At 72.5% G+C, this 25,794-nt stretch carries 27 protein-coding genes; 15 read left to right on the top strand and 12 right to left on the bottom strand.

Annotated elements, in window-relative coordinates; all coding sequences use genetic code 11:
- The first annotated feature begins 5 nt into the window (after positions 1 to 5).
- The 3 genes from gudD (at position 6) to HUO13_RS01780 (ending at position 2,506) form a co-directional block, all read left to right on the top strand.
- Positions 6 to 1,352 (top strand): glucarate dehydratase, encoded by a 1,347-nt coding sequence (gene gudD / locus HUO13_RS01790; RefSeq protein WP_211899771.1) that lies wholly within the window; start codon positions 6 to 8, stop codon positions 1,350 to 1,352.
- Positions 1,353 to 1,558: 206 nt separating this feature from the next.
- Positions 1,559 to 2,008 carry a helix-turn-helix transcriptional regulator gene (locus tag HUO13_RS01785; RefSeq protein ID WP_211899770.1) on the top strand — a complete coding sequence of 150 codons (450 nt, stop codon included), beginning with the start codon at positions 1,559 to 1,561 and terminating at the stop codon, positions 2,006 to 2,008.
- 36 nt (positions 2,009 to 2,044) lie between these two features.
- Positions 2,045 to 2,506 (top strand): VOC family protein, encoded by a 462-nt coding sequence (locus HUO13_RS01780; RefSeq protein ID WP_211899769.1) that lies wholly within the window; start codon positions 2,045 to 2,047, stop codon positions 2,504 to 2,506.
- 7 nt (positions 2,507 to 2,513) lie between these two features.
- Here HUO13_RS01780 and HUO13_RS01775 read toward each other — a convergent pair whose 3' ends face one another.
- The gene (locus tag HUO13_RS01775) at positions 2,514 to 3,449 is read right to left on the bottom strand and encodes a nucleoside hydrolase (protein ID WP_211899768.1); all 936 of its coding nucleotides are present in this window, start codon (positions 3,447 to 3,449) and stop codon (positions 2,514 to 2,516) included.
- Positions 3,450 to 3,561: 112 nt separating this feature from the next.
- On the bottom strand, positions 3,562 to 4,359 hold the full coding sequence (locus HUO13_RS01770) for an oxidoreductase (protein ID WP_211899767.1): 798 nt from the start codon (positions 4,357 to 4,359) through the stop codon (positions 3,562 to 3,564).
- Positions 4,360 to 4,535: 176 nt separating this feature from the next.
- Here HUO13_RS01770 and acs point away from each other — a divergent pair, with 176 nt between their 5' ends.
- The 3 genes from acs (at position 4,536) to HUO13_RS01755 (ending at position 8,533) form a co-directional block, all read left to right on the top strand.
- The gene (gene acs, locus HUO13_RS01765; protein ID WP_211899766.1) at positions 4,536 to 6,518 is read left to right on the top strand and encodes an acetate--CoA ligase; all 1,983 of its coding nucleotides are present in this window, start codon (positions 4,536 to 4,538) and stop codon (positions 6,516 to 6,518) included.
- 185 nt (positions 6,519 to 6,703) lie between these two features.
- Positions 6,704 to 7,942 (top strand): Na+/H+ antiporter NhaA, encoded by a 1,239-nt coding sequence (nhaA, locus tag HUO13_RS01760; protein ID WP_211899765.1) that lies wholly within the window; start codon positions 6,704 to 6,706, stop codon positions 7,940 to 7,942.
- Positions 7,943 to 8,020: 78 nt separating this feature from the next.
- On the top strand, positions 8,021 to 8,533 hold the full coding sequence (locus HUO13_RS01755) for a phage holin family protein (RefSeq protein ID WP_211899764.1): 513 nt from the start codon (positions 8,021 to 8,023) through the stop codon (positions 8,531 to 8,533).
- A gap of 24 nt (positions 8,534 to 8,557) precedes the next feature.
- Here the strand turns inward: HUO13_RS01755 and HUO13_RS01750 are convergent, their stop codons facing one another.
- The 4 genes from HUO13_RS01750 to nth all read right to left on the bottom strand — a co-directional run bounded on the left by HUO13_RS01750 (position 8,558) and on the right by nth (position 12,030).
- Entirely contained in the window at positions 8,558 to 9,739 is a 1,182-nt protein-coding gene (locus HUO13_RS01750) for a MarP family serine protease (RefSeq protein WP_211899763.1), read from the bottom strand.
- A 100-nt stretch (positions 9,740 to 9,839) separates the two neighbouring features.
- The gene (locus HUO13_RS01745) at positions 9,840 to 10,550 is read right to left on the bottom strand and encodes an NUDIX hydrolase (protein ID WP_211899762.1); all 711 of its coding nucleotides are present in this window, start codon (positions 10,548 to 10,550) and stop codon (positions 9,840 to 9,842) included.
- On the bottom strand, positions 10,547 to 11,191 hold the full coding sequence (locus tag HUO13_RS01740) for a TlpA family protein disulfide reductase (RefSeq protein ID WP_211899761.1): 645 nt from the start codon (positions 11,189 to 11,191) through the stop codon (positions 10,547 to 10,549). Before HUO13_RS01740 ends, HUO13_RS01745 begins: the two co-directional genes overlap by 4 nt.
- Positions 11,188 to 12,030, bottom strand: a complete 843-nt coding sequence (gene nth / locus HUO13_RS01735; RefSeq protein WP_432757817.1) for an endonuclease III — start codon at positions 12,028 to 12,030, stop codon at positions 11,188 to 11,190. Before nth ends, HUO13_RS01740 begins: the two co-directional genes overlap by 4 nt.
- 112 nt (positions 12,031 to 12,142) lie before the next feature.
- Here nth and HUO13_RS01730 point away from each other — a divergent pair, with 112 nt between their 5' ends.
- From HUO13_RS01730 to HUO13_RS01710, 5 genes are all read left to right on the top strand, one after another.
- Complete coding sequence (locus HUO13_RS01730) at positions 12,143 to 12,397, top strand: hypothetical protein (RefSeq protein ID WP_029621632.1); 255 nt, start codon at positions 12,143 to 12,145, stop codon at positions 12,395 to 12,397.
- Positions 12,398 to 12,488: 91 nt separating this feature from the next.
- Positions 12,489 to 13,163: a Crp/Fnr family transcriptional regulator gene (locus HUO13_RS01725; protein WP_009946915.1), complete on the top strand. Its 675-nt coding sequence runs from the start codon at positions 12,489 to 12,491 to the stop codon at positions 13,161 to 13,163.
- A 782-nt stretch (positions 13,164 to 13,945) separates the two neighbouring features.
- Positions 13,946 to 15,193: an MFS transporter gene (locus tag HUO13_RS01720; protein ID WP_249124389.1), complete on the top strand. Its 1,248-nt coding sequence runs from the start codon at positions 13,946 to 13,948 to the stop codon at positions 15,191 to 15,193.
- A gap of 291 nt (positions 15,194 to 15,484) precedes the next feature.
- Positions 15,485 to 16,579: a DNA polymerase III subunit beta gene (dnaN, locus tag HUO13_RS01715; protein ID WP_211899759.1), complete on the top strand. Its 1,095-nt coding sequence runs from the start codon at positions 15,485 to 15,487 to the stop codon at positions 16,577 to 16,579.
- A gap of 253 nt (positions 16,580 to 16,832) precedes the next feature.
- Positions 16,833 to 17,657 carry an MOSC domain-containing protein gene (locus tag HUO13_RS01710; RefSeq protein WP_211899758.1) on the top strand — a complete coding sequence of 275 codons (825 nt, stop codon included), beginning with the start codon at positions 16,833 to 16,835 and terminating at the stop codon, positions 17,655 to 17,657.
- Between the two features lie 9 nt (positions 17,658 to 17,666).
- Here the strand turns inward: HUO13_RS01710 and HUO13_RS01705 are convergent, their stop codons facing one another.
- Positions 17,667 to 18,494 carry an MBL fold metallo-hydrolase gene (locus HUO13_RS01705; protein ID WP_211899757.1) on the bottom strand — a complete coding sequence of 276 codons (828 nt, stop codon included), beginning with the start codon at positions 18,492 to 18,494 and terminating at the stop codon, positions 17,667 to 17,669.
- A complete protein-coding gene (locus tag HUO13_RS01700) occupies positions 18,494 to 19,327 on the bottom strand; it encodes an NUDIX hydrolase (protein WP_249124388.1) in 834 nt (277 codons plus the stop codon). The genes HUO13_RS01705 and HUO13_RS01700 overlap by 1 nt, the downstream gene beginning before the upstream one ends.
- 120 nt (positions 19,328 to 19,447) lie before the next feature.
- On the opposite strand from HUO13_RS01700, the gene HUO13_RS01695 reads away from it, so the two are divergent.
- A complete protein-coding gene (locus tag HUO13_RS01695) occupies positions 19,448 to 20,326 on the top strand; it encodes a Gfo/Idh/MocA family protein (RefSeq protein ID WP_211899755.1) in 879 nt (292 codons plus the stop codon).
- A gap of 47 nt (positions 20,327 to 20,373) precedes the next feature.
- On the opposite strand, the gene HUO13_RS01690 is transcribed toward HUO13_RS01695, so the two are convergent.
- The 4 genes from HUO13_RS01690 to HUO13_RS01675 all read right to left on the bottom strand — a co-directional run bounded on the left by HUO13_RS01690 (position 20,374) and on the right by HUO13_RS01675 (position 23,198).
- Positions 20,374 to 21,528, bottom strand: a complete 1,155-nt coding sequence (locus tag HUO13_RS01690) for a hypothetical protein (RefSeq protein ID WP_211899754.1) — start codon at positions 21,526 to 21,528, stop codon at positions 20,374 to 20,376.
- A gap of 74 nt (positions 21,529 to 21,602) precedes the next feature.
- Complete coding sequence (locus HUO13_RS01685) at positions 21,603 to 22,178, bottom strand: hypothetical protein (RefSeq protein WP_249124387.1); 576 nt, start codon at positions 22,176 to 22,178, stop codon at positions 21,603 to 21,605.
- 395 nt (positions 22,179 to 22,573) lie between these two features.
- Positions 22,574 to 23,032 (bottom strand): RidA family protein, encoded by a 459-nt coding sequence (locus tag HUO13_RS01680; protein WP_211899752.1) that lies wholly within the window; start codon positions 23,030 to 23,032, stop codon positions 22,574 to 22,576.
- A 1-nt stretch (position 23,033) separates the two neighbouring features.
- Positions 23,034 to 23,198 (bottom strand): DUF4177 domain-containing protein, encoded by a 165-nt coding sequence (locus HUO13_RS01675; RefSeq protein WP_085982015.1) that lies wholly within the window; start codon positions 23,196 to 23,198, stop codon positions 23,034 to 23,036.
- 93 nt (positions 23,199 to 23,291) lie between these two features.
- Here HUO13_RS01675 and HUO13_RS01670 point away from each other — a divergent pair, with 93 nt between their 5' ends.
- The 3 genes from HUO13_RS01670 to HUO13_RS01660 are packed head-to-tail and all read left to right on the top strand — an operon-like array spanning position 23,292 to position 25,737.
- On the top strand, positions 23,292 to 23,543 hold the full coding sequence (locus HUO13_RS01670; RefSeq protein ID WP_211899751.1) for a hypothetical protein: 252 nt from the start codon (positions 23,292 to 23,294) through the stop codon (positions 23,541 to 23,543).
- Between the two features lie 56 nt (positions 23,544 to 23,599).
- Positions 23,600 to 24,601, top strand: a complete 1,002-nt coding sequence (locus HUO13_RS01665) for an ArsA-related P-loop ATPase (RefSeq protein ID WP_211899750.1) — start codon at positions 23,600 to 23,602, stop codon at positions 24,599 to 24,601.
- Complete coding sequence (locus tag HUO13_RS01660) at positions 24,598 to 25,737, top strand: ArsA family ATPase (RefSeq protein WP_211899749.1); 1,140 nt, start codon at positions 24,598 to 24,600, stop codon at positions 25,735 to 25,737. Before HUO13_RS01665 ends, HUO13_RS01660 begins: the two co-directional genes overlap by 4 nt.
- Positions 25,738 to 25,794: the final 57 nt, after the last annotated feature.

Here is a 25,794-nt window from a genome sequence, read left to right as displayed (position 1 = left end):
CCAGCATGAACACCACGACCACCCGGCAGAGCCCGGTTGTGACCGGCATGCGCGTGGTGCCCGTCGCCGGACGGGACAGCATGTTGCTCAACCTCAGCGGAGCGCACGCCCCGCACTTCACCCGCAACCTGCTGATCCTCACCGACTCGGCGGGCAACACCGGCGTCGGCGAGGTACCCGGTGGCGAGGGCATCCGCGCAACCCTCACCGACGCCACCGACCTGGTGGTGGGCGCACCGATCGGCCGGTACCACTCGGTGCTGAACCGCGTGCACCGGCGCTTCGCCGACCGCGACTCCGGCGGCCGGGGCGCGCAGACCTTCGACCTGCGCGTCGCGATCCACGCCGTCACCGCCGTCGAGGCCGCCTTGCTCGACCTGCTCGGCAAGCACCTCGGCGTGCCGGTGGCCGAGCTGCTCGGCGACGGGCAGCAGCGCGAGTCGGTGCCGGTGCTCGGATACCTCTTCTTCGTCGGCGACCGGAACCGGACCGACCTCGGCTACCGCTCGGGGACCGGCGAGTCCGACGACTGGCTGCGGCTGCGCGACGAGGAGGCGCTCACGCCCGAGGCCGTCGTGCGGCTGGCCGAGGCCGCGCAGGCGCGCTACGGCTTCCACGACTTCAAGCTCAAGGGCGGGGTGCTGCCGGGCCGGGAGGAGGCCGAGGTCGTCACCGCGCTCGCCGAGCGGTTCCCGGAGGCGCGGATCACCCTCGACCCCAACGGCGGCTGGCTGCTGGTCGACGCGATCGAGCTGGGCCGCGACCTGCGCGGGGTGCTCGCCTACGCCGAGGACCCGTGCGGACCGGAGGGCGGCTACTCCGGGCGCGAGACGATGGCGGAGTTCAGGCGGGCGACCGGGCTGCCCACGGCGACGAACATGATCGCGACCGACTGGCGCCAGCTCGGGCACGCCGTGCGCACCGACGCCGTCGACATCCCGCTCGCCGACCCGCACTTCTGGACGATGGGCGGCTCGGTGCGGGTGGCCCAGCTCTGCGACGCGTGGGGGCTGACCTGGGGCTCGCACTCCAACAACCACTTCGACGTGTCGCTGGCGATGTTCACCCACGTCGCCGCCGCGGCGCCGGGCGACATCACCGCGATCGACACGCACTGGATCTGGCAGGACGGGCAGCGGCTGACCCGCGAGCCGTTCCGGATCGGCGACGGGCGCATCGAGGTGCCGACGGCTCCCGGGCTCGGGGTGGAGCTGGACATGGAGCAGGTCGAGGCCGCGCACGCGCTCTACCTCAGCGAGGGGCTCGGCGCGCGGGACGACGCCGTGGCGATGCGCTACCTCGTGCCGGGCTGGACCTTCGACAGCAAGCGCCCGGCCCTCGACCGGCCCTGAGGTAGGTCGAGCGCCGGGCGCGGTCCGGGGTGCGGGCGGGCCGTGCCGACAGCGGCGCGGGTCGGCGGAACCCCGTGGCACGAGCCGTCCGGTCCTCGGTCGCGGGGAACCCCGTGGCGCGAGCCGCCTGGTACTCGATCGCGGGGTCGCCGGAACCCGTGGCGCGATCCGTTCCGGTCGTCGGGGGCGCGTGCGAGCATCCGGGCATGACCCGCACCGCCCCCGACCTCGACCACCTGCGAAGCCTCCGCCAGGCCAAGGACCTCATGGACCGGGAGTGGGCGCAGCCGCTGGACGTGGACGCGGTGGCGGCCCGCGCCGGGTACTCCCGCAACCACTTCGTGCGGTCCTTCCGCGCCGCCTACGGGCAGACGCCGGGCCGCTACCTCAGCGGTCGCCGGATCGAACGCGCCCAGGACCTGCTGCGCAACGCGAACCTGACGGTCACCGAGATCTGCTTCCTCGTCGGGTTCAGCAGCCTCGGCAGCTTCTGCACCCGCTTCAAGGAGCAGGTCGGCGTCACCCCCGCCGAGTTCCGCAGGGCCAGCCCGCCCGCGGTGGTCCCGGGCTGCTTCGCGCTGATGCACGCCGGCGGGTTCAACCCGCGGCGCAAGTCGGTGTTTTCGGAGAAGCCCGGCGGCGGTGCGCGCTCCTAGCGTTGCGGGTGCCAACCACCGAACAAGGAGCAGCGCATGATCACCGGACTGTCGATCGCCACGGTGTGGGTCCTCGACCAGGAGTCGGCCAAGCGGTTCTACACCGAGAAGCTCGGCTTCGAGCTGCGCACCGACAGCGCGATGGGCGACTTCCGCTGGGTCACGGTCGGGGCCAAGGACCAGCCCGGCCTCGAGATCACCCTCATGGAACCGGCGGCGCCGTCGCTGGACCCCGAGTCCGCCGAGCAGGTCAGGTCGCTGCTGGCCAAGGGGGTGCTCGGCGCCGGGGTGCTGTCCACCGACGACTGCCACGCGACCTACCGCGAGCTGTCCGCCCGGGGAGTGGAGTTCGTGCAGGAACCGACCAACCGCCCGTACGGGATCGAGGCGCTGCTGCGCGACGACTCGGGCAACTGGTTCAGCCTGACCCAGCGCCACGAGCAGATGGACCCCACCGCCGAGTGGGACCCGTGCGTCGAAGGCGGTTCGCGCGGCTGAGCCCCGCTCAGCCCGCCGGGTGCAGGAGCTGTTCGGCGACGCGGCGGTAGGCGTCGTCGAACAGGTCCCAGAACGCCGGGACGTCGAGCTCGGTGGCCACGTCGGCGTTGGGCGTTCCGCCGAAGTCGGTCACCGTCATGCCCGCGGTGAACGTGCCGTGCACCTCGACGTCCACCCGCGCGGGCGTTGTGCGGAGCAGCGCCGGGTTCGCCACGTAGGCGACCGCGCAGGCGTCGTGGATGGCCGGGCCGCGGCCGTGCGAACCGTCGTGCTCGCCGTAGAAGTCCAGGCAAGGCGTGAGCAGCTCCGCCTCCAGCCTGCCCAGCCCGGCGAAGCGGCTGCGCACCTCGGCGGTCGCCCGAGCCTGGTGGGTGAGGTCGAGGCCGATCATCACGGTCCGCCACGCTCCGCCGAAGGCCACCGCGGCGGCTTCCGGGTCGGCGTGGACGTTGAACTCGGCGGCGGGCGTGGTGTTGCCGCGGGTGTAGGAACCGCCCATGATCACGAACTCGGCGGCCCAGTCGGCGATCCGCGGCTCCTTGCGCAGGGCCAGCGCGATGTTGGTCAGCGGCCCGACCGCGGCCAGGCTGATCTCGCCCGGCGCGGCGGCCAGGGTGTCGATGATGAAGTCCGCCGCGTGCGCGTCGACCAGCGCCGAACGCGCCTCCGGCAGCACGGCGCCGCCGAGCCCGGTCGCGCCGTGCACGTCGGCGGCGGTCTTCGGCTCGCGCACCAGCGGCCGGCCCGCGCCGCGGGCCACCGGCACGTCCATGCCGTAGAAGTCCACCAGCCGCAGGGCGTTGTCCGTGGTGTGCTCCAGCTCCACGTTGCCGCCGACGGTGGTCAGCCCGACCAGCTCCAGGTCCGGGATGCCGTGCGCGAGGCCGATGGCCAGCGCGTCGTCGATACCGGGGTCGCAGTCGAGCAGGAGCTTCTTGGTCACGTCATTCCTCGTTCGTACGCCTGCGGCGGGCAGCCGGCGGGTGTTGCTTCACGTTCCTGCGGTGGTTGAGCGCTGGAACCCTTCATCCGACCTTCGGTCGTTCAAGACGCCATCACCCGTCTCGAACAGCATCGGCGATGGACTTGGCCTCCCGCGCGCCCGCCTCGAGGGCGCGGCAGCAGTAGCGGAGCCATTCACCGACGCCTTCGGGGTCGCCGTTCCCGAAGGCGTCCGCCGCCGCCGAGTACTCGCCCTGCCTGCGGAAGTACGCGACCTCCGGCACCACGAGGCCCTTCGGGTCCAGGCCGCTGCCGATCACGGTGAGCCGTGCCGCGGCCCGCGCGATCACGCCGTCGGCGACGCCGAAGGGCGACAGCGCGAGCAGCTCGCCGTGCACGACGGCGGCCAGCACCGGCCCGGGGACCAGGCCCTGGGACTTGCCGCTGGAGTCGGCGACGATCCGGGCGAGCAGGTCCAGCCGCTCGGACACCTCGCGATCGGCGCGGGGACGGCCCAGCGACTCCTTGTCCTCGACCAGATCGGCCGCGGCGAGCACGTGCAGCCGGGCAAGCGCCTGCAGCGGGGCCCGCTGCCATGTCGGCAGCAGAGGCCCCATGCCCTCGGCGATGCGCAGGGCACCAGCCAGCAGGGGGTCGCTCACCTCACCCGTTTCGGGAATTTCGGTCGCTCCGCCTGCGACGGCCGCGCTTGCCCGCGCGGCTCGCACCGACGCCTCGGCGGCCGTCGTGGGCCAGCCGCGCCGGTTCGCCGGGTGCCGGTGGACCTCGTCGATCGCCGCGCGAGCAGAGGTCACCGCCTCGGCGACGCCGTCAAGCTCCAGCAACGGGAGCAACGATTCCTGGGCGTTCACGCTTAGAAACGCTACCGGCCGGGTATCAACCCACCGCATGGGCCGACCAGGACATGTGCCAAAGTGACCGAGCAGGCGCGCAGCGTAGTGCGTCGAATCCGCACAGTGAACAACAATTGGTCTAAACCAAGCGGGCCTCCCCCTGTTGGAGCGCCCAGGATCGCATTACGGTTCACACAGCACATGCGCCCCATCAGCCAGGGAGGTTCCCCGCAATGAGCGAGCCCGACGGGCAGAGCAACACCTTGGACAACCTGCTCACCGAGAGCAGGACATTCCCGCCGTCCGAGGAGTTCGCCGCCCAAGCCAATGCGACGTCGGAGCTCTACGCCCAGGCCGACGCCGACCGCGAGGCGTTCTGGGCCGACCAGGCCCGCCACCTGCACTGGGACACCGAGTGGGAGCAGGTGCTGGACTGGTCCGGCGCCCCGTTCGCCAAGTGGTTCGTCGGCGGCAAGCTCAACGTCGCCTACAACTGTGTGGACCGCCACGTCGAGGCCGGCAACGGCGACCGGGTCGCCATCCACTGGGAGGGCGAACCGGGCGACTCCCGCGCCATCACCTACGCCGAACTGGCACGCGAGGTGGCCCGCACGGCCAACGCGCTGGCCTCGCTCGGTGTCGGCGCGGGCGACCGGGTCGCGATCTACCTGCCGATGCTGCCCGAAGCGGTCTACTCGATGCTGGCCTGCGCCCGGCTGGGCGCCCTGCACAGCGTCGTGTTCGGCGGGTTCTCCTCCGAAGCGCTGCGCACCCGCATCAACGACGCCGAGGCCAAGGTCGTCATCACCGCCGACGGCCAGTACCGCCGCGGCAAGGCCATGCCCCTCAAGACCAACGTCGACGAGGCCGTGGCCGCCACCCCCAGCGTCGAACACGTCCTCGTGGTCCAGCGCACCAAGACCGACGTCGAGTGGAACACCGACCGCGACAAGTGGTGGCACGAGACCGTCGAAGGCCAGCCCGAGGCCCACACCCCGGAGTTCTTCGACGCCGAGCACCCGCTGTTCATCCTCTACACCTCCGGCACCACCGGACGCCCCAAGGGCATCCTGCACACCTCCGGCGGCTACCTCACCCAGGCCGCCTACACCCACCGCACCGTCTTCGACCTCAAACCCGACACCGACGTCTACTGGTGCACCGCCGACATCGGCTGGGTCACCGGCCACACCTACATCGTCTACGGGCCACTGGCCAACGGCGCCTCCCAGGTCATCTACGAAGGCACCCCCAACACCCCGCACGAAGGCCGCCACTGGGAAATCGTGGCCAAGTACGGCGTCACGCTCTACTACACCGCGCCCACCACCATCCGCACCTTCATGAAATGGGGCGCCGAGATCCCCGCCCGCTACGACCTGTCCTCACTGCGGGTCCTCGGCAGCGTCGGTGAACCGATCAACCCCGAGGCCTGGATGTGGTACCGCGAACACATCGGCGGCAACCACGCCCCCATCGTCGACACCTGGTGGCAAACCGAAACCGGCGCGATCATGATCTCGCCGCTGCCCGGCGTCACCGCCACCAAACCCGGCTCCGCCCAGGTCCCACTGCCCGGCATCTCCGCCAAGGTCGTCAACGAGCAGGGCGAGCAGGTCGGCCCCGGCGGCGGCGGACTGCTCGTGCTCGACCAACCCTGGCCCGCGATGCTGCGCGGCATCTGGGGCGACGACGACCGCTACCGCGAAACCTACTGGTCCAAATTCGCCGACAAGGGCTACTACTTCGCCGGCGACGGCGCCAAATACGACGACGACGGCGACCTCTGGCTACTCGGCCGCGTCGACGACGTCATGAACGTCTCCGGCCACCGGATCTCGACCACCGAGGTCGAATCCGCCCTGGTCTCCCACCCCACCGTGGCCGAGGCCGCCGTGGTCGGCGCCAGCGACCCCACCACCGGCCAGGGCATCGTGGCCTTCGTCATCCTGCGCGGCGGCGCCGACGACGAAGCCTCCGGCGAAGCCGCCATCAAGGCCCTGCGCGACCACGTCGCCCACGAAATCGGCCCCATCGCCAAACCCCGCCAGATCATGGTCGTGCCCGAACTCCCCAAAACCCGCTCCGGCAAGATCATGCGACGGCTCCTGCGCGACGTCGCCGAAAACCGCGAAATCGGCGACGTCTCCACCCTCGCCGACTCCTCCGTGATGGATCTCATCTCGGCCGGACTGGGCAAGTCCACCGAGGACTGAGTCCTCTCGGCAAGGGCGCCCTCCCAGCATCCGGGAGGGCGCCCTTGTCATTCACACAGGCCCGCTACCTGCGAAAACGAGCTTGAAGATCGTTTGCGGCGTGAAGAATCTGTTAGGGTCGTTGCGGGTGTGCCGGGAAGTCTGGTCGGCGAACAGTTCGTGCTGTCCGCACCCAGGAGGCCCCGGTGTCCAAGTCCGCCCGCAACCGCACTCGCAGGAACGACGACGGGCAAGACGGGTCGGCCCGGACCTTCGACTTCGCCGCGTACCTGCGCACCGAGACCGTCGGCGGCATGGTGCTGCTCGCCGCCACCGCCCTGGCCCTGGTGCTGGCCAACTCACCGGCCGAGCCCTTCTACAGCGGCGTCCGCGACTTCGCCATCGGTCCGCACTTCCTGCACCTGGACCTCACCATCGGCGAGTGGGCCAAGGACGGCCTGCTCGCGATCTTCTTCTTCGTCGCCGGGCTGGAGCTCAAGCGCGAGCTGGTCGTCGGCGAGCTCGCCGACCGCAAGACCGCGACCCTGCCGGTGGTCGCCGCGCTGGGCGGCATGATCGTGCCCGCCGGGCTGGCGTTCGCCATCGGCTACGGCGCTCCGGGCGCGCACGCGGCGTGGGCGATCCCGGTCGCCACCGACATCGCCTTCGCCCTCGGCGTGCTGTCGCTGACGGGGTCGTGGATGCCCACCGCCGCGCGGGTGTTCCTGCTCAGCCTCGCCGTGGTCGACGACCTCGGCGCCATCGTCGTGATCGCGGTGCTGTTCACCTCCGGCCTCAGCGTGCTGGCACTGCTCGCAGCGGCCGCGCTCTGCGCGGTCTACTGGTACGCGCAGAAGCGCCGGATCACCACGCCGTTCCTGTACGTCCCGCTGGCCGTCGCGACGTGGATCGCCGTGCACAGCAGCGGCATCCACGCCACCATCGCCGGGGTCGCGCTGGGCCTGCTGACCCGGGTGCACCGCGACCCGCACGAGACGGCCTCTCCCGCGATGCGTCTGGAGCACCGCCTCCAGCCCTGGTCGGCAGGGCTGATCGTTCCCGTGTTCGCGCTGTTCGCCGCGGGTGTCCCGGTCGACGGGGAGGCGCTGGCCGCGATGACCCACGACCGGGTCGCCATCGCCGTGGTCGTCGGGCTCGTGGTCGGCAAGCTCGTCGGCATCTTCGGCAGCTCCTACCTGGCGGTGAAGATCGGCATCGGTGCCAAGCCCGCCGGGGTGAGCTGGCGGGACCTCAGCGCACTGGCCATGCTCGGCGGCGTCGGCTTCACCGTGAGCCTGCTCATCGCCGAGCTGTCGCTGGAGGGAGCCGCGGCCGAGCGGGCCAAGGCCGCGGTGCTGATCGCCTCCGCTGTCGCATCGCTGCTCGCGGCGGTGATGATGCTGCGCAGGGGCCGCAAGGTGCGCAACGGCGACGCCTCGGCCTGACGGGGCCGCCTGCGGCGATGTCACTCGCGGGTAACACACCGCGAGTCGATCGGTACCCGCCTGATCGAGCGTGGCACGATGAGGTACGTGAACAGCGCCGCGAAGAACCCCAATGGCAGCCGTGACGGTGCGGGCTGGTCGGCCGTCACCTCCATCCCGCTGTCCGAGGAGGGCACCGGTCCCGACAACGGCCAGTCCGTCGGTGCGCTGGTCCGCGACGCCACGACGCATCTGTCCACGCTGGTCCGCTCCGAGATGGAGCTGGCCAAGGCCGAGCTCGCCGGCGAGGTGAAGAAGGGCGTCAAGGGCAGCGTCTACTTCATCCTGGCGCTCAGCGTCCTCGGCTTCAGCATGTTCTTCCTGTTCTTCACCCTCGCGGAGGGCCTCGCCCAGCTCGGCCTGTGGCGGTGGGCGTCCTTCGGCATCGTGTTCCTGTTCATGCTGCTGGTGGCGGGCCTTTTCGCACTGCTCGGCTACCGGCGGGTGCGCAAGATCCGGGCACCGAAGCGGACCATAGAGAGCCTGAAGGACACCGCGCAGCTCACCCGCCGCAACGGCGAGGACAAGGCAGTGGAGAAGACCTCCGCCTGACCGCGGTGGTCGCGGGGCTCGCGCTCAGCCCGTGCAGTCCCCTGTGGAGACCGGCGTGTGCAGGCTCGGGGCGGCCGCCACCTCGTCGGCGACCTCGTCGGCGGTGAGCACGAACCCGGTCTCCGGGTCGTCAACGGCGGCGCCGAACACGACACCCGCCACGTCGCCCCGCGTGTCGATCAGCGGACCGCCCGAGTTGCCGCTCTGCACCTTGCCCCGCACCGTGTACACCTCGCGGACCACGGTCGTCGAGTCGTAGATGTCCGGTCCGCGCAGCCGGATGCGCTCGCGGATGCGGCCCGGTGACGCCGTGTACGGGCCGTCCAGCGGGTAGCCGAGCGCGATCACGCTGTCGCCCGGGTGGGCGCCCTGCTTGAACGTCATCGCGTCGGCGTCGAGGTCCGGCACCGACAGCACGGCCAGGTCGGTGTTCGGGTCGAACAGCACGACCTCGGCGTCGAACTCGCCGCGGCCGATCTCGATCGCGACCTTGTCGGTGCCCGCGACGACGTGCGCGTTGGTCATCACCCGGTGCGGGGCGATGACGAACCCGGTGCCCTCCAGCGCCCGCGCGCACGAAACCGCACGCCCACGCACCTTCACCACGCTCGTCCGGGCGTCGCGCACGGCCTCGCTGGAGGCCAGGGCGGGGTCCGGTGGGTCGATCGCGGCGACCGGCGTCTCCGAGAACGGCTCCAGCGCCTCCGGGAAACCGCTCATGCCGAGCATCTCGCGCAGCTCCGACGGCAGCTGCTTGGCCGCGTCGGGCATCACCGAGTCCACCGTGCGCAGAACCGTCGATCTGGTGACCGCCGATGCCAGGCCGGGCAGCGCCGAAGCCGACGTGAACGGCAGGGCCACCAGCCAGGCGACCACGAACACCGCCACGCACTGCAGCACCGCGCCGAGCACGTTGTCGACGCCGGTGAGCTTGCTCGAGGTGATCCGGTCGCGCAGCTCGCGGCCCGCCCACATGCCGAAGGTCTCGCCGAAGGCGACCAGCAGCACCACGATGCCCACGCCGAAGGCGATCCGGGCCGACGGGCTGTCCAGCCGCTCCAGCAGCAGCGGCGCGAGCTTGAGCCCGACGACCGCACCGGCGATGACACCGAGAAACGAGAACAGGGCGGTGATCAGCCCGCTGCGCGCACCCGACGCCGCGGCCAGCAGCGCCAGCAGCACGACGAGCAGATCGACCCAGTTCACCCGTTCACCTCATTCCCGCAGGCGATGCTGTCCGATCATGGCAGCCCGCACCACCCCCGCAAGCCTCGCATCCGCCCGGGCGGCGAGTGCCGCCACCGGTTCAGTGCGTGCCGAAGCCCACGTCGTCGGCCTCCTCCGCGGCCCTCCAGGCAGCCCCCAGTTCACGCACGTCGTCGCGGTTCCAGCCGCGCGCCCAGCCGGCCAGGTCGAGCACCCCGGCCAGCAGCCCGCCGGTGAAGCCCCACACCAGCATCCCCGGGACCAGGAACGCCGGCCCGAGCTGCCGCTCGGCGTAGCGGACCCGGATGCGGTTGGCCGAGTCGGTCAGCCACGAGACGGGCACCCGCGCCACCGCGGCGGTCTCGGCCGGGTCCACCGGTGCGACCGGCGACGGCGTCCGCCAGTGCGCCAGGACCGGGGTCACCCGGAAGCCGCTGTGCGCGACGTGCAGCTCCGGCAGCACCGCGACCGGCCGCACGCCGCCGGACAGGACCCCGACCTCCTCGGCGGCCTCCCGCAGCGCCGCGCCGACCGGACCGTCGTCGCCCGGGTCGAGGGCGCCGCCCGGGAACGCGACCTGGCCGGGGTGGGAGTTCAGGCTGTCGGCGCGGCGCAGCAAGAGCACGTCCGGTCCGGACACGCCCTCGCCGAAGAGCACCAGCACGGCCGCCGGGCGGGCGTCGGCGGGCGGGTCGGTGCGCGGCCAGCCGAGGCGCCCGCCGTCGAGGTCGGCGGTGCGCTTGACCAGCGCCCGCAGCCACTCGGGCACGTCGTCGGGGTCCACCAGGGGCCCGACTCCCGGTCCGGTCATCCGGCACCTCCCGCGGTGCGCTGGACCGCGGCGCGCACCTCGTCGGCCGACTCGAACGCGACCGGCGGGTCCACCCGGCGGACCTCGCCGGACGCGGTCACGACGTAGCTCATGGGAAGCACGGCGGGCACGTTGAGCGCCGCCCGGACGCGGTTGTCGGGATCGTGCACGTTCGGATAGCGCACACCGAGCTCTCGCAGCAGGGCGAGGCCGTCGTCCTCGTCGCTCTGCACCTGCACTCCCACGACCGGCACGGCGCCGGGCTGGCGCGAGTACTCCTGGAGCGCGGGCAGCTCGGTCCGGCACGGCTGGCACCACGTCGCCCAGACGTTCACCAGCGTCGTGCGCCCTCCGACCATGGCGGCGAGGTCGGCGGGCGTGCCGTCGGCGAGGCAGGTGCCGGTCGCGCCGGAGGGACCCGTCGGCGGGCCCGACGGGCAGGGCTCCAGGGCCGCTGACGCCCGCAGCGCGGGGTCGGCGCCGCGCTGCGCCGCGACCTGCGCCGGCGCGGGCGCTCCGCCTGGCTCGGCGGGCTGCTCCGCGCCGCGCGGCCACAGCGCGACGATGCCGAGCACCGCGAGCACCACGACCACGACGGTCCAGCGGATCTCGTTCCGGTACTCCCGCAGCCGACCGCTCACGCGTGCGGCTCCGTCTCGGCCACCTTCTCGACGGTCCTGTCCGGGATCTCGTCGACGATCCCGGCCAGCGCGAGCAGGTGGGGGGCCTCGTGCCCGCGGACCAGCTTCGCGGCCTCGAGGTGGTCGGTCGGGCCGTCGCCGTAGGAGGGGCAGTCGGCGGCCAGCAGGCAGGCCCCGCAGGCGGGCTTGCGGGCGTGGCAGACGCGGCGCCCGTGGAAGATCACGTAGTGCGACAGCATGGTCCATTCCTTGCGCGGAATGAGCTCGCCGATCGCGTGTTCGACCTTGACCGGGTCCTCCTCGGCCGTCCACCGCCAGCGCCGGACCAGCCTGCCGAAGTGGGTGTCGACCGTGATGCCGGGCACGTCGAAGGCGTTGCCGAGGATGACGTTGGCCGTCTTGCGGCCGATGCCGGGCAGCTTGACCAGCTCGTCGAGGCGGGCCGGAACCTCGCCGCCGTGGCGCTCCACGAGCTGGGCGCCCAGCCCCATCAGCGAGGCGGCCTTGTTCCGGTAGAAGCCGGTCGAGCGGATCATCTCCTCCAGCTCGGCGCGGTCCGCGCCGGCGTAGGACTCGGCCGCCGGATAGCGCTTGAACAGGGCCGGAGTGACCTCGTTGACCCGCTTGTCGGTGCACTGGGCGGACAGGATCGTGGCCACCGCCAGCTCCAGCGGGGTGTTGAAGTCCAGCTCGCAGTGGGCGTCGGGATAGGCTTCGGCCAACGCGCGGAGCATCCGGCGGGCACGCCGGACGAGTCCCAGCCGGGTCTCCCCCGACCGGGCCTTGGCAGCCTTCTTGACAGCGGCGTCACGGGGCTTGTTCCGAGCTTGGTCCGGCACTCCACCAGAGTACGGATGCCACCCAGGAGGACGGTGCTCGCATGGCCTCGCGCGCGCAGAACATACCCCCGGTTACATCGGCCCCGAAGGCATGAGCGAGGATTTCACCATCATGACTGCCTGGTTCGTGATCGTAGTACCGCTTGTGATCATGTTCTTCACGCTCTTCATGGAGCGCGTGGAGGCACGGCTCCGCCACGTCGCGGTACAGGAGAACGAGGTGGAGGAGCTGCTGGAGAACGCCCGGCCCGACGAGGTCAGGGCGCTGTTCCGGCAGGGAATTGGACGTGCGCTGGAGCTGTTCCAGCTACGCAGGGTGGGACGCGCCGGTAAGCTGCGGACTCGCCGTTCCCGCGACCAGTCTTAGACTTACTGGTAGTGATCGGCGGCACACCGGACCGGTCGCGTGCGGGTCCGGTTCGCAAGACAGCCGCCGCGTCTCAACATGGAGGGACGAGGTGGACGAGACTCTGGCCCGGGCCGGTATCTTCCAAGGCGTTGAGCCGGCCGCGGCGGAAGCACTGACCCAATCGTTGGAACCTTCGGAGTTCCCGCGAGGACACGTGATCTTCGCCGAGGGCGAGCCGGGCGACCGGCTTTACATCATCCAATCCGGCAAGGTCAAGCTCGGACGCAAGTCCCCGGACGGCAGGGAGAACCTGCTGGCGATCATGGGGCCGTCGGACATGTTCGGCGAGCTGTCCATCTTCGACCCGGGGCCGAGGACGTCGACCGCGACAACCGTGACCGAGGTCCGGGCGCTGACCATGGACCGCACGGCGCTGCGGCAGTGGATCGGCACCCGCCCCGAGATCGCGGAGCAGTTGCTTCGGGTCGTGGCCCGCAGGCTGCGCCGGACCAACGGCATGCTGGCCGACCTGATCTTCACCGACGTGCCTGGCCGCGTCGCCAAGGCGCTGCTGCAGCTCGCGCAGCGCTTCGGCAGCCAGGAGGCGGGCCTGCTGCGGGTCACCCACGACCTGACGCAGGAGGAGATCGCCCAGTACGTCGGCGCCTCGCGGGAGACCGTGAACAAGGCGCTGGCCGACTTCGCCCACCGCGGCTGGTTGCGGCTGGAGGGCAAGAGCGTGCTGATCCTCGATCCGGAGCGGCTGGCCCGACGCGCCCGCTGACGACCGGCGAGGCCGCCGGTCGCGACGCGCGCCGATAGACGGGCCCGGGGCGGACCCCGGGCTCTTCAGTCGGCGCGCGTTTTTGCGCGCGCGGGAAACCGGCCCGCGGAAGGCCCGGGAAGATCACCGAGCAGGTGGCACCCACGCGTGTGCTGGGCGGCAAGAGGGCAGGGTGGCCGCCTGAGCGCCTGGCACACGGACGTCCGGCCCGAGCCACCGACCAGGCGTCCGAGAGCCACCAACCAGGTGTCCGGCCCGAGCCGCCGACCGGTCGGCCGATACCCGAAGGCACCGGGGTCAAGCGCCTGATGGCGCTGCGGGCTGGCGCGACCTAGGGCTGGATGCGTGCCCGCCTGTGGGACTCGCGCGAAGGGTGCACTCGGGGAACAGGCCGCCACATGCGTCCCGGGCCGAGACGTGCGAGAGGGCTGGGCGCCACCCCCGACGTGACGTTCCAGCCCTCTCGCTGCGCGTGGCTAATCCCCCGACGACCAACCACGCTCCCCCGTCCTCCGATGCGTCGGCCCCGAACCTGGCACCGAAGGAAGTCTGTTGTGGGCGGTTCCCGCCGCCCTCGCTCAAAGGACGTCGCGGCAGGCCCGCAGGTTGCTCGGCTCACCCGGACCGCTTGCTCGCGGGTCGAGTAATCCGTTGCCCTGGTACGAGTGTGCATGCATCCGGCCGTTCGCGCCTCGGGTAGAAAGTCCCGTCCTGCTGTCCGGTGAGCCGGATTACCCCATAAAGAGTTGGTACGTCAGTACCATTCTTCGGATACTGGTGTGGTGTCCAACTCCGTCTCCCCGCGTGACTACCGCGCCGCGCTCACCGCCCCCGGGGCCGTCGCCCCGGTGCTGACGTCCCTGCTCGCCCGTCTGCCGATCGCCATGGTCGGTCTCTCGCTGATGCTCTACGTCCAGCGCGAGACCGGCAGCTTCGCCGCCGCGGGGCTGGTGTCGGCCGGGGCGCTGGTCGGCGTGGCCTGCGGTTCGGTGGTCCAGGGCCGAGTGATGGACCGGATCGGGCCGACGCTGCCCCTCTACGTCATGTCCGTCGTGTTCGCCGCCGTGGTCGCCGCCGAGATCGCCGTCATCGAGGCGCACGCCCCGATCGGCGTCCTGGTGCCGCTGGCCTTCGCCGTCGGCCTCTGCGAGCCGATGACCGGCCCCGCCTCGCGTGCGCTGTGGAACGTGCTGCTGCCGCCCGGGCCCGCCCGGGACGCCGCGTTCTCCTACGAGGCCATCAGCATGGAGGTCTTTTTCATCCTCGGCCCCGGCCTGGCCGGGCTGATGGTCGCGATGCCGTGGCCGGGCACCGGCGTGGTGGCCGGAGCGGCGTGCATGATCGCGGGCAGCGTCGGGTTCGCGTCGACGCGGGCGGCACGCTCGCAGCGGCCGGAACGGCGGGAACGGGCCGGGCACGGCGGCGGCAACATGCTCGGCGCGCTGGCGAGCCCGGGCATGCGCACCGTCGCGCTGGCCGCCCTCGGCTTCGGCGCCCTGATCGGTTTCATCGAGGTCGGCGTGCCCGCCGCCGCGGAGCTGGCAGGGCACCCGACGGCGGGCGGGCTGCTGCTGAGCCTGCTCTCGGTCAGCTCGGTGCTGGTCGGCGTGCTGTACGGGATGCGGCCATGGCCGCGGCCGATGCACCTGCGGCTGCCCGCACTGCTGTTCGGCTTCGCCGCGTTGATCACGCTGCTTGCCGTGCCGACCACGCTGTGGGGCCTGGCGCTGGCGCTGCTGCTGGCGGGCAGCCTGATCACCCCGCAGTCCACGGCGCACTCGGTGTCGCTGGAGATCGCCGCACCGGCGGGAACCGCGACCGAGGCGTTCGGCTGGGTGGTCACCTCGGTGACCCTGGGCGCGGCCTTCGGCCAGTCGGTGAGCGGGCAGATCGTCGAGACCGCCGGGCCGCCCGCCGCCTTCCTGGCGGCCAGCGCCGTCGGCGTGCTGGCCGCGCTCGCGCTCTGGCTGCGCCGCGGCACCCTGCAGCCGGAGCCCGCGACCGCATCGCCGCAGCTCGCCGGCGTCTGAGCGCAGGGGCGGCGGCTCGGACCGAGCCGCCGCCCAACCGCGCGGCTAGAGCGCGACCACCCCGTCCCGTGCAGGCGTCGACTTCAGCCTCCGGTGGTCCCCGCCATTCCGTCCAGGTCTGCCTTGACGGCGTCGATCACGATCCGGCTCGCGGTCCGCACGTAGCCGGGAATCTCGTGTGCGCTCATCTCGGTAACCCTCGATGGGCCGCAAGCGCCCTGTCCACCTCTGCCGCCGGGCGGCCGTTTCGCGGGCGGATGGGTGTCGGTGCGGGCCGCTAGCTTGCGCGCCATGGATCTCGACGTCACCGCGCCCACGCGGGCGCTGGCCGCGGCTGCGGCCGACCTGGTGCGGCTGCTGCCCGGCAGGCTGCTCGACCCGGTGCTCGCCGGGATGGTCCTCACCGCCACCCCCGAGGGCCTGGAGCTGGCCGGCACCGACCGCGAGCGCGGCATCCGGCTGAGCCGCCGGGCCCGGACCCACACCGAGGGCCGGGTACTGGTCCCGGCCCGGCCGCTCGCCGAGACGCTGCGCAACCTCGACTCCGTCGAGGTCCGCCTCGTCGTCGAGGGCGCGAAGCTGGCGCTTCGCACGCCGAACGCGCGCTTCGCGCTGCCGCTGCTCGACCTCGCCGCGCACCCCGGCGTCCGCGCGGCTCCGCCGCGCGCCGGGGCGCTGGACGCCGCGCTGCTGCCCGCGGTCGCGGTCGTCGCTGCCGCGACCTCCCGCGACGACGCGCTTCCGGTGTTCACCGGCGTGCACGTCAAGCAGCGCGGTGACCGCCTGGTCCTGGTCGGGACGGACCGGTTCCGGATGGCGGTGGCGACGCTGCCGTGGCGTCCCGGCACCGGCGACCTGGACGTGCTGGTGCCGTCCGGTCTGCTCACCGAGGTCGCCAAGCAGGCGTCGGGCGACGAGGTGGTGCTGCGCGCCGACGCCGACCGGGTCGGGTTGAGCTGGGCGGACGCCGAGGTGTCGACGACGCTGCTCGACGCGCCGTTCCCGGACGAGTCGCGCCACCTGCTCCCGGAGGTCGACTGCGCGGTCGAGGTCCGGGCCGACGAGGTGGCAGGTGCCGTGCGCCGGGTGTCGCCGTACGCGGGCGCGCACGGAGCCGTGCTGCTCGACGTCGGGGACGCCGAGGTCCGGGTGCGGGCCGCGGACCCGCAGTTCGGGGACGCGCAGGAGGCGGTGAAGGCGACGGTCACCGGCGACCGCTTCAGCCCCGCCTTCCAACCCCGCTACCTCGCCGACGCGTTGCAGGCGTTCGCGGGCCGGACGGTCCGGCTGGGGCTGCGGTCCGGGCTACGCAGGTCGACGGTGATCAGCGACGTGGACGCTCCCGAAGCGGATCTGCGCTACGTGCTGATGCCCAAGCGGAGCTAGCTTCTGTTTCACAAGCGGCGGAGCCGCTTGCGGTGTGGGGCTCAGCCCGACCACCCGCGGGTTCTCAGCCGTCTTCTCGCGAGGACAGCTTCGACGCCGCGCGGACATACGTCAGTCGGAGATCCCGCAGCGAGAAGGCGGCTGAGGTTCCGCCCGGCGACCCACTGCGCGAGCCACATCTGGAACACGTCCGAGCGGCGATCGGGGGTTAATCCTTCGCTTGGCCTGCGATGCGGCCCCTAGGCTCGGAACCGTGGCCAGAATCGCAGAGCTGATCTGCTACCCGATCAAGGGCTGTGCCGGGACGTCGCTGCTCGACACGTTCATGACGCCGGCGGGCCTGGCGCACGACCGCAGTTTCATGGTGGTCGACGAGCGAGGCGTGTTCCGGACCCAACGACGCGATCCGCGGCTGGCGTTGATCCGGCCGGACATCAGCGCCGACGGGAAGCGGCTCACCCTGCGCGGGCCGGGTGTGGAAGCGGTGTCCATCGAGGTCGACTCGTCCGGTCCCCGGCGCGACGTGGACCTGTTCGGTGCCACCTACAAGGGCATTGACCAGGGCGACGTGGTCGCCGAGTGGCTTTCCGAGGTGTTCGCGGCGCCCCGCAGGCTGGTGCGCGTGCCACCCGAGCACGACCGGGTCACCGACGGCGACGTGCCCGGCACGTCCGGGTACGCCGACAGCTCGGCGGTGCACGTCCTCTCGCTGGCGTCGCTCGACGAGCTCAACCAGCGGCTTGCCGAGCGCGGCGCCCCGCCGCACCCCATGAACCGCTTCCGGCCGAACGTAGTGGTCTCGGGCTGGGAAGAGCCGCACACCGAGGATCGCCTCCGGCGGGTCGTCCTCGGCGGGGCCGAACTCGGCTTCACCAAGCTCGCAATCCGCTGCGCGGTGACCACGGTCGACCAGGAGACGGGCCTTCGCACCGGGCCGGAGCCGCTGCGCACGCTCGCCGAGTACCGGCGCACCGAAGGCGGTATCGCGTTCGGTGCGAAGTTCGCGGTCCTGGAGACGGGCAAGCTCTCGGTCGGGGACGAGGTCGTGGTGACGGCTTGGGCTGAACGCATCAGGTGAATCGGCGTTTCACGCCGATGGCCCTTGCGGGCCACTCGAAGCCCCATCGGGGGCTTCAAGCTCACGCAGGTACGTGAGCTGGGCCTGGACGCTCCACTCCGCCGCGGGCCACACCGCCGGGTCGACGTCGGCGTAGACGATCTCCACGACCCGCCGGGCCGTGATGCCGGGTCCGTGCTCGCGCAGGACGGTGCGGATCTGGCCGAGCCGCTGGCTGCGGTGCGCCAGGTAGGCCCGGCTGATCGCCCTGATGTCGGGCAGCTCGGGGCCGTGGCCGGGCAGCACCCTGGTGCCCTCCGGCAGGTCGCCGAGCAGGCGCAGCGACTCCAGGTACGAGCCGAGGTGCCCGTCGGGGTGCGCGACGACCGTCGTGCCCTTGCCCAGCACGGTGTCGCCGGTGAACACCGCCGGCTCGGCGGGGTCGTCGACGGTGAGGCACACCGAGTCGGCCGTGTGCCCCGGCGTGGCCAGGACGCGCAGCCGCACGCCGGAGGCTTCGACCGTCTCCCCGTCGGTGAGCGGCTCGGCACCGGCGCACAGCGCCGGGTCCAGAGCCCTGACCGGCGCGCCGGTCAGCTCCGCGAAGTCCCGGGCGCCCGCGGTGTGGTCGGGGTGGTGGTGGGTCAGCAGGACCACAGACACCGGGCGCTCGGCGGCCAGCTCGAGGTGGTCGCGGTCGGCGGGGCCGGGGTCGATGACGATGCGGTCCGCCGCGTCCGGCGACCCGACCAGCCAGGTGTTGGTGCCGTCGAGGGTCATCACGTCCGGGTTGCGCGCCAGCAGCACGGACGCGTACGCGGTCACCGGCCGGACGGAACCGTATGCGGGATGCTCCATCACTGCCCTTCCCCGTCGTGGCCGGGATCGCCCGGCATCAGCACGTGCCACCTGCCGTCGCGGCGGGCCAGCTTCGGCACCACCTTCGTCAGGACGCGCTCGGTCGACAGCGCCTCGGCCACGCTGCCGCACTCGGCGATCTCGGTCAACGTGACCCACGTCGGCGGCAGCAGTCCGCACCGGCCCTGCCGCCAGTCGTCGAGGGCGGCCCGCGGGGTCCGCCAGTACGCCTCGGACGCCTCCGGGGTCGCGGCGTCGGCGCGCTGGCCGTCCGGCAGCGCCGCGACGAAGAACCTGGTGTCGTAGCGGCGCGGCTCGGCCTCCGGCGTGACCCAGTTCGACCACGGCCGCAGCAGGTCCGAGCGCAGCACCAGGCCCGCGCCCGCGAGGAACCCGGCCAGCGAGAGCTCCCGCGACACCAGCGCCGCGCGCACGTCGGCGTAGGCGGCGGTGTCGCTGACGACCGTTCCCGGGTCGGCGCCCGCGAGGAGCACGCCGGACTCCTCGAACGTCTCGCGCACGGCCGCGCACACCAACGCGCGGGCCAGTTCCTCGGTGCACCCGAGCTGCTTGGCCCACCACTGCGGGGAGGGGCCGTTCCACGCCACCGAGGTGTCGGCGTCGCGGGGGTCGACACCGCCGCCCGGGAACACCGTCATGCCTCCCGCGAACGGCATGCCCTTCACCCGGCGCTGGAGGAAGACCTCCGGTCCGGCGGACCCGTCGCGCAACAGCAGGACGGTCGCGGCGTCCTTCGGCGTGACGGGCGGGTCGGGCGGGGCCTCCGGCACGAAACCCTCGGGCAGCGCCAGCTCGTCGGGAAGTTGCACCATGCCGCTCACCCTAAGCCGGGACGACACCGAAACGCCGCGATCCGAGCCCCGAGATCACCGGCATCGTCGCCGGTACCCCCGTCCGCAGGGGCCCCGTTGCGGCGAAGGCACGATGTCGGCATGAGCGAAACGCTGCGGGTCGGAGTAGTCGGAGCAGGCCCCTGGGCCGGCCGGGTGCACGCGCCAGGGCTGGAAGCGCACCCGGGCACGCGGTTGGCGGCGGTTTGGGCGAGACGCCGGGAGGCGGCCGAGGAACTGGCCGGTCCGCACGACGCCATCGTCGCGACCGGGTACGACGAGCTGCTCGCGTCGGTCGACGCGGTCGCGTTCGCCGTGCCGCCCGACGTGCAGGCCGAGCTGGCCCCGGTGGCGGCCCGCGCGGGCAAGCACCTGATCCTGGAGAAGCCGCTGGCGACCGACCTGGCGGGCGCGCAGGCGGTGGCCGACGCGGCGGAGGAGAGCGGGGTCGCCGCGGTGATGATGCTGACGCGCCGGTTCGCGCCGGAGGTGCGGTCGTGGCTGGCGGGGCTCGACGGCGTCCGGGGCGGCGCGGGGCGCTGGTTGGCCGGGGCGCTGCTCTCTGGCGACTACGCCACATCGCGGTGGCGGCAGGAGGAAGGCGCGCTGGTCGACGCGGGACCGCACGCGATCGACCTGCTCGACGCCGCGCTCGGGCGCATCGAGCAGGTGCACTACGCCAGCCGCGACGCCGCCAACGACCTGTGGCACGTGGTCTTCGGCCACGAGGGCGGTGCCACCAGCACGCTCACGCTGTCGCTGCGCGTCCCGGTCCAGCCCGCGCTGGTGGACATCAGCGTCTACGGCGAGAACGGGCACACGCAGCTCTCCGGTCGGCGGACCGCCGCCCAGGAGTGCTACGCGGTGCTGCTGGACGAGTTCCTGGAGCTGGTCCGCGACGGGCGGACCGAGCACGTCTGCGACGTGCGGCGCGGCCTGCACCTCCAGCGCGTGCTGGCCGACGTGCAGGCGGCCGTGTAGCGCGACGGCTGCCCCGCGCGCGGTGCGAGGGGCAGCCGTCGGGCCGTTCAGGGACGCTGCTGGTTGTAGCTCTGGTTGCTCACCGGAGAGGGGTGGGCGCCGATCGGCGGGAAGCCGCCGGTGCCGCCCGGCATGGTCGAGTTCCAGGTCTCCGGCTGCCGCTGGCCCTGGCCACCCTTGGCCGGGCCGGACCGGTCCTGCTCGCGCTGGGCCAGTTCCTCGTGCAGCTTGCGCAGCAGGTTGCGCTCCCGGTCGGTGAGCTTGGCGTCGACCGCGGCGGGAACCCGCATGTTGCCCTGGCTGTCGGCCTTGGCCTGGTTCTCGGGAGCGTTCTGGTGCTGCTGTGGCACGGACTCGGCAGGTGCCGCGGTCTGCGCCGGAGCGGGCTCGGAGACCGCCTGGGGGGTCACGGGTTCCGGCTCGGGCTGCGGCTCAGGGGCCGGGCGCTCGACCGGTCGTTCCACGGGGCGCTCCGCCCTGGGCGCGGGTGCCGGCTCGGCCGGTAAGTCATGCCCTCCGGCGGGCTCACCACCGGAGCTGACGCGCGGGGCGCGGGCGCGGCTCATGCCGTTCTGCTGCGCGACCGCGGCAGGCGGCATGTCCAGGTGCACCCGGTGCGCGGCGGCCAGCGCGTTGCGGTGGTACTCCGGCAGGTCGGCACCGCTGCTGAACACCTCGACCGAACAGCCGACGCCGGCCCTGCGCAGCGCCTCCAGCAGCTGGTAGCCCGCAGCCGCGACCGAGCCGTCCGACCCGACCTCGGCCAGCAGCACCCGCCTCGGCACCGCGCCGTAGGTGACGCCGGCCGGGGTGACGCGCCAGGAGCACCAGAGCGCGCGGACGCCCGCGAGCCGGGAGGTCACCGGGGCGAGCGCGGCGACGACCTCGTCGTCGGACTGGTCCTGGTCGCTGAACCGGTGCTCCTCGTCCGGGACGTTGTCGAGCACGTGCAGCCGGTCGGCGAGCCGCTGCTGCGAGCGGGCCTCGTCGAGCACCCGGCGCAGCTGGTACTGCTCGGTGGTGGTCACCGGGATGCGCCCGGCCACCAGGCAGCCGGCCAGGAACTCGGCCGCCGCGTCGAGCTGTCCGGTGCCGAGCAGCTCGCGGGCCGAGTTGACCGCGTCGTCGTCCACACGTCCGGTCATGGCGAGCAGGAGGTTGTGCAACCGGTCAACCGGACCGGCGCCCTCAGCCACGTCCACGTCTGCCTCCTAGATGAAGCCTTGCTTTGGACCTTTGCGACCGCTCGGCCGCCCCGGTGGGCGGGCACGCCGAGTCAGCCACGGTGACCTGCGAGTTCGTCCGCCCCTTCGCAGACCAGGGCCGACTCGGCGAGTGCGGCCCGGTGGTAGGCGGTGGGCTCGGCCTCCGGCGGCAGGACCTCGACGCAGGGCTCCGGCTCGCCGAGCGCCCGCAGGATCCGCTGGATCTCGCCGGCGAGGCCGACGACGTCGGCCGACGCGGTCACCAGCAGCACCCGCTTCGGGGGCAGGCCGTCACCGCGCCGCCAGGAGCTGCGCACCTCGCGGACGCCCTGCCTGCCGCGCAGCGTGGCGCCGAGGACGAGGATCGCCGGGTCGCCGCTGTCGTCGGTGGGCGAGGTCGCGGCGAAGGTGTGGGCGGGCCTGGTCTGCTTGGCCGGGAGGATGGCGTTGACGAGGGCGGGGTCGGCGCCGAGGGGGAACAGCGCGTCGCGCAGCAGGCGGAAGTCGCCGTCGCCGAGCGGAATCCGTTCGCGCACCAGCGTGCCCGGCAGCATCCGCGCCAGGACGTCGGCGGCTCCCCCGGCGAGCCAGTCGCGGTAGCGCCAGAGGTGCCGGTCGGGCAGCCGACCGGCGAGTCGAAGCAGCAATTCGTGGCACAGAAGGTCGGTTTCTCGCACCGCCACGTCGGCCCCTCCCAGGCTCTGTACTTCTCCGGCGCGGTCGCCCGCCACCGCCGTCACAGTCCCCGTTGACCCGTTCGGGTGAACTATGCCTCACCGCCCCGGATAGGCAAGGCTCCCCGCTCAGACCGTACGGATACTCACAGGAACCGACACCCCCATTCGATGGACACTCATTAAGGTCCATCCGAAATGAAGATGACCGCAGCGTACTTGTCCTGATCCGCGGCCGCGGGGCCTGTCGGGAAACTCGGCGGGCCCGCGACCGGCGAAGATCAACTGCAAGATCGCTCGCGGAACGCAGAACGCGGCGCCACCCAGGACGAATCCGGCGGTGGCACCGCGCCCGTGGCGATGTCGTTTCACTCGACCTCGACGATCAACTCCACTTCGACCGGCGCTCCGATCGGAAGCTCGGCCACGCCGACCGCCGAGCGCGCGTGCTGGCCCGCCTCGCCGAAGATCTCGCCGAACAGCTCCGACGCACCGTTGATCACGCCCGGCTGCCCGGTGAAGCCCTCCGCCGAAGCGACGAATCCGACGACCTTCACTATCCGGACGACCGAGTCGATCCCGACCAGCGCGTCGACCGCCGCCAGCGCGTTGAGCGCGCAGGTGCGGGCGTGCTGCTTGGCCTCGTCGGCGCTGATCTCCGCGCCGACCTTGCCCGCCGCCGCGAGCTTGCCCTCGACGATCGGCACCTGCCCGGAGGTGTAGACGTACGAGCCGGTGCGCACCGCGGGAACGTACGCCGCGACCGGCGCCGCGACCCCGGGGAGCTGGATGCCGGCCTCTGCCAGTCGATCAGTCCAGCGTCCCATCTCAGTCGCCCTTCGGCCGCTTCATGTAGGCCACCATCTGCTCGCCGGTCGGCCCGGGCAGGACGGCGACGAGCTCCCACCCGTCCTCGCCCCACTGGTCGAGGATCTGCTTGGTCGCGTGGCTCAACAGCGGCACGGTGGAGTATTCCCACTTAGTCATGCCGATCAGCGTAGATGCCCGGCGGCACCCCGCCACCGGCCCGGCCGATCGTGCCGCGGCGCCCACCCGCCGGTGCCCGACGCGCTAGCTTCGACACCCGTGGAGACGTGGCGGATCGTGGCGACGGCACTGATCACGGCGGTCGGCGGCTTCATGGTCCTCGGGATCATGAGCACCGTCCGGGCCCGGCGCGACCGCGCCCCCGGCGAGGTCGGCAGGGTTGCCCTGCGCGGCGGCCTGGCGGTCGCGGTCGTCGCGGCGCTGGCCGCGACGGTGCTGCCGCCCGAGGTGTGCTGGGGCCTGGTCGCCGCGGGCGTGCTGATCACAGTGGGCGTGATGATCACCGGCTGAGCGGCGCCACCCACGTTCGGCAGACATGCCGGCCGCCGCGGACCTACGCTGATCGTGTGACCGACTGGGACGGGGAACTGAATCACGCCCGGCTGCACGTGGTCAGCGGCAAGGGTGGCACCGGCAAGACGACGGTCGCCGCGGCGCTGGCGCTGGCGCTGGCCACCGGAGGTCGCAAGGTGCTGCTGGTCGAGGTCGAGGGCAGGCAGGGCATCGCCCAGCTCTTCGACACCGCGCCGCTGCCCTACTCCGAGGAGTCGATCGCCGCCGCGCCCGGCGGCGGCGAGCTGCGGGCGCTGGCCATCGACGCCGAGCCGGCCCTGCTTGAGTACCTGTCGATGTTCTACAACCTCGGCTTCGCGGGACGGACGCTGCGCAAGATGGGGGCGATCGAGTTCGCCACCACTCTCGCGCCGGGCCTGCGCGACGTGCTGTTCACCGGCAAGATCAAGGAGTGCGTCGGCCGCACCGACGAGCGCGGCCGCTACGTCTACGACCACGTCGTCGTCGACGCCCCGCCGACCGGCCGGGTGGTGAAGTTCCTCGACGTCACCAGGGCGATGGCGGACCTGGCCAAGGTCGGCCCGATCCGCGGCCACAGCGACGGCGTCGTCCGGCTGCTGCACTCCAGCGACACCGTCGTCCACCTGGTCACGCTGCTGGAGGACCTGCCGGTGCGGGAGACGCTGGAGGCCGTGGCCGAGCTCGACGCCGCCGACCTGCGTCCCGGCGCGGTGCTGTTCAACCGGGTCCGCCCCGGGCGGCTGCCCGCGCGGTCGGCGACCGCGGCGGCCGGCGGGCGCGTCGACACCGCCCGGCTGCGCAGCGGCCTGGACGCCGCCGGGCTCCGGGCCGACGAGGAGCTGGTCGACGCGCTCGCGCACCAGGCCGTGGAGCACGCGATCCGCGCGCGGGAAGAGCAGGCAGCGCGGGAGCAGGTGGCCGAGCTCGACCTGCCGTCGGTGTCGCTGCCCGACCTCATCGCGGGCATCGACGTCGCCGAGCTCTACGAGCTGGCCGAACTGCTCAACGATCACGGCGTCGGGAGCACGCGATGAACCAACCGCACCGGCCGGACCCCGTCGACGTCGACGCCCTGCTGGACGATCCCGCGACCAGGGTGGTGGTGTGCTGCGGCTCCGGCGGGGTCGGCAAGACCACAACCGCGGCGGCGCTGGCGGTGCGCGCGGCCGAACGCGGCCGCAAGACCGTGGTGCTCACCATCGACCCGGCACGAAGGCTCGCCCAGGCGCTGGGCCTGCGGGAGCTCGGCAACCAGCCAAAGCAGGTGGTGCTGGAGGGGTTCGAGCCCGCGGGCGACCTGAACGCGATGATGCTGGACATGCGCCGCACCTTCGACGACATGGTGCGCGCCCACGCCGGTCCGGAACGCACCGAGCAGATCCTGAGCAACCCCTTCTACCAGACGATCTCCACCTCGTTCTCCGGAACGCAGGAGTACATGGCGATGGAGAAGCTGGGCCAGCTCGCCGCGTCGGGCAGCTGGGACCTGATCGTCGTGGACACCCCGCCGAGCCGCTCCGCCCTGGACTTCCTGGACGCGCCGCAGCGGCTGTCGACGGTGCTGGACGGGCGGCTGATCAAGATGCTGTCGAGCCCGGCCCGCGCGGGCGGCAAGGGCCTGCGCCGGATCGCGGCGGCGAGCTTCGGGATGTTCTCCAAGGCCGTCTCCACGATCATCGGCGGCCAGCTGCTCAACGACGCGGCCGCGTTCGTGCAGGCGTTCGAGTCGACCTTCGGCGGTTTCCGCGAGCGCGCCGACCGCACCTACCGGCTGCTGCGCTCGCCGGGCACGGCGTTCCTGGTGATCGCCGCTCCGGAACCGGACGCGCTGCGGGAGGCGGCGTACTTCGTCGAGCGGCTCGCCGGGGACGGCATGCCGCTGGCCGGGCTGGTCGCCAACCGCACCCACCCCGTGGTCGCCGACCTGCCCGGGCCGCGGGCGGTCTCCGCGGCCGAGGAGCTGGAGACCGCCGGGGCCTCGCCGCTGGCCGCGGCCGTGCTGCGGATCCACGCCGACCGGGTCGCGGTCGCCGAGCGGGAGAAGCGGATGCTCGCCAGGTTCACCCGGGCCCACCCGGAGGTCCCGCTGGTCGGCGTGCCCGCGCTGCCGTCGGACGTGCACGACCTGGAAGGGCTGCGTGAAATCGGCAAGTTGCTGGCCGGCGGATAACGGGTGGAGAAATGGAGAACCGCGCGGATGGACTGGTCCATCCGCACGGTCACCCCA

The organism is Saccharopolyspora erythraea (assembly GCF_018141105.1).
GTDB classification, from domain to species: Bacteria; Actinomycetota; Actinomycetes; order Mycobacteriales; family Pseudonocardiaceae; genus Saccharopolyspora_D; species Saccharopolyspora_D erythraea_A.
The sequence above is the reverse complement of the archived record's forward strand: the minus strand, read 5'-3'. Positions and strand labels throughout refer to the sequence as shown.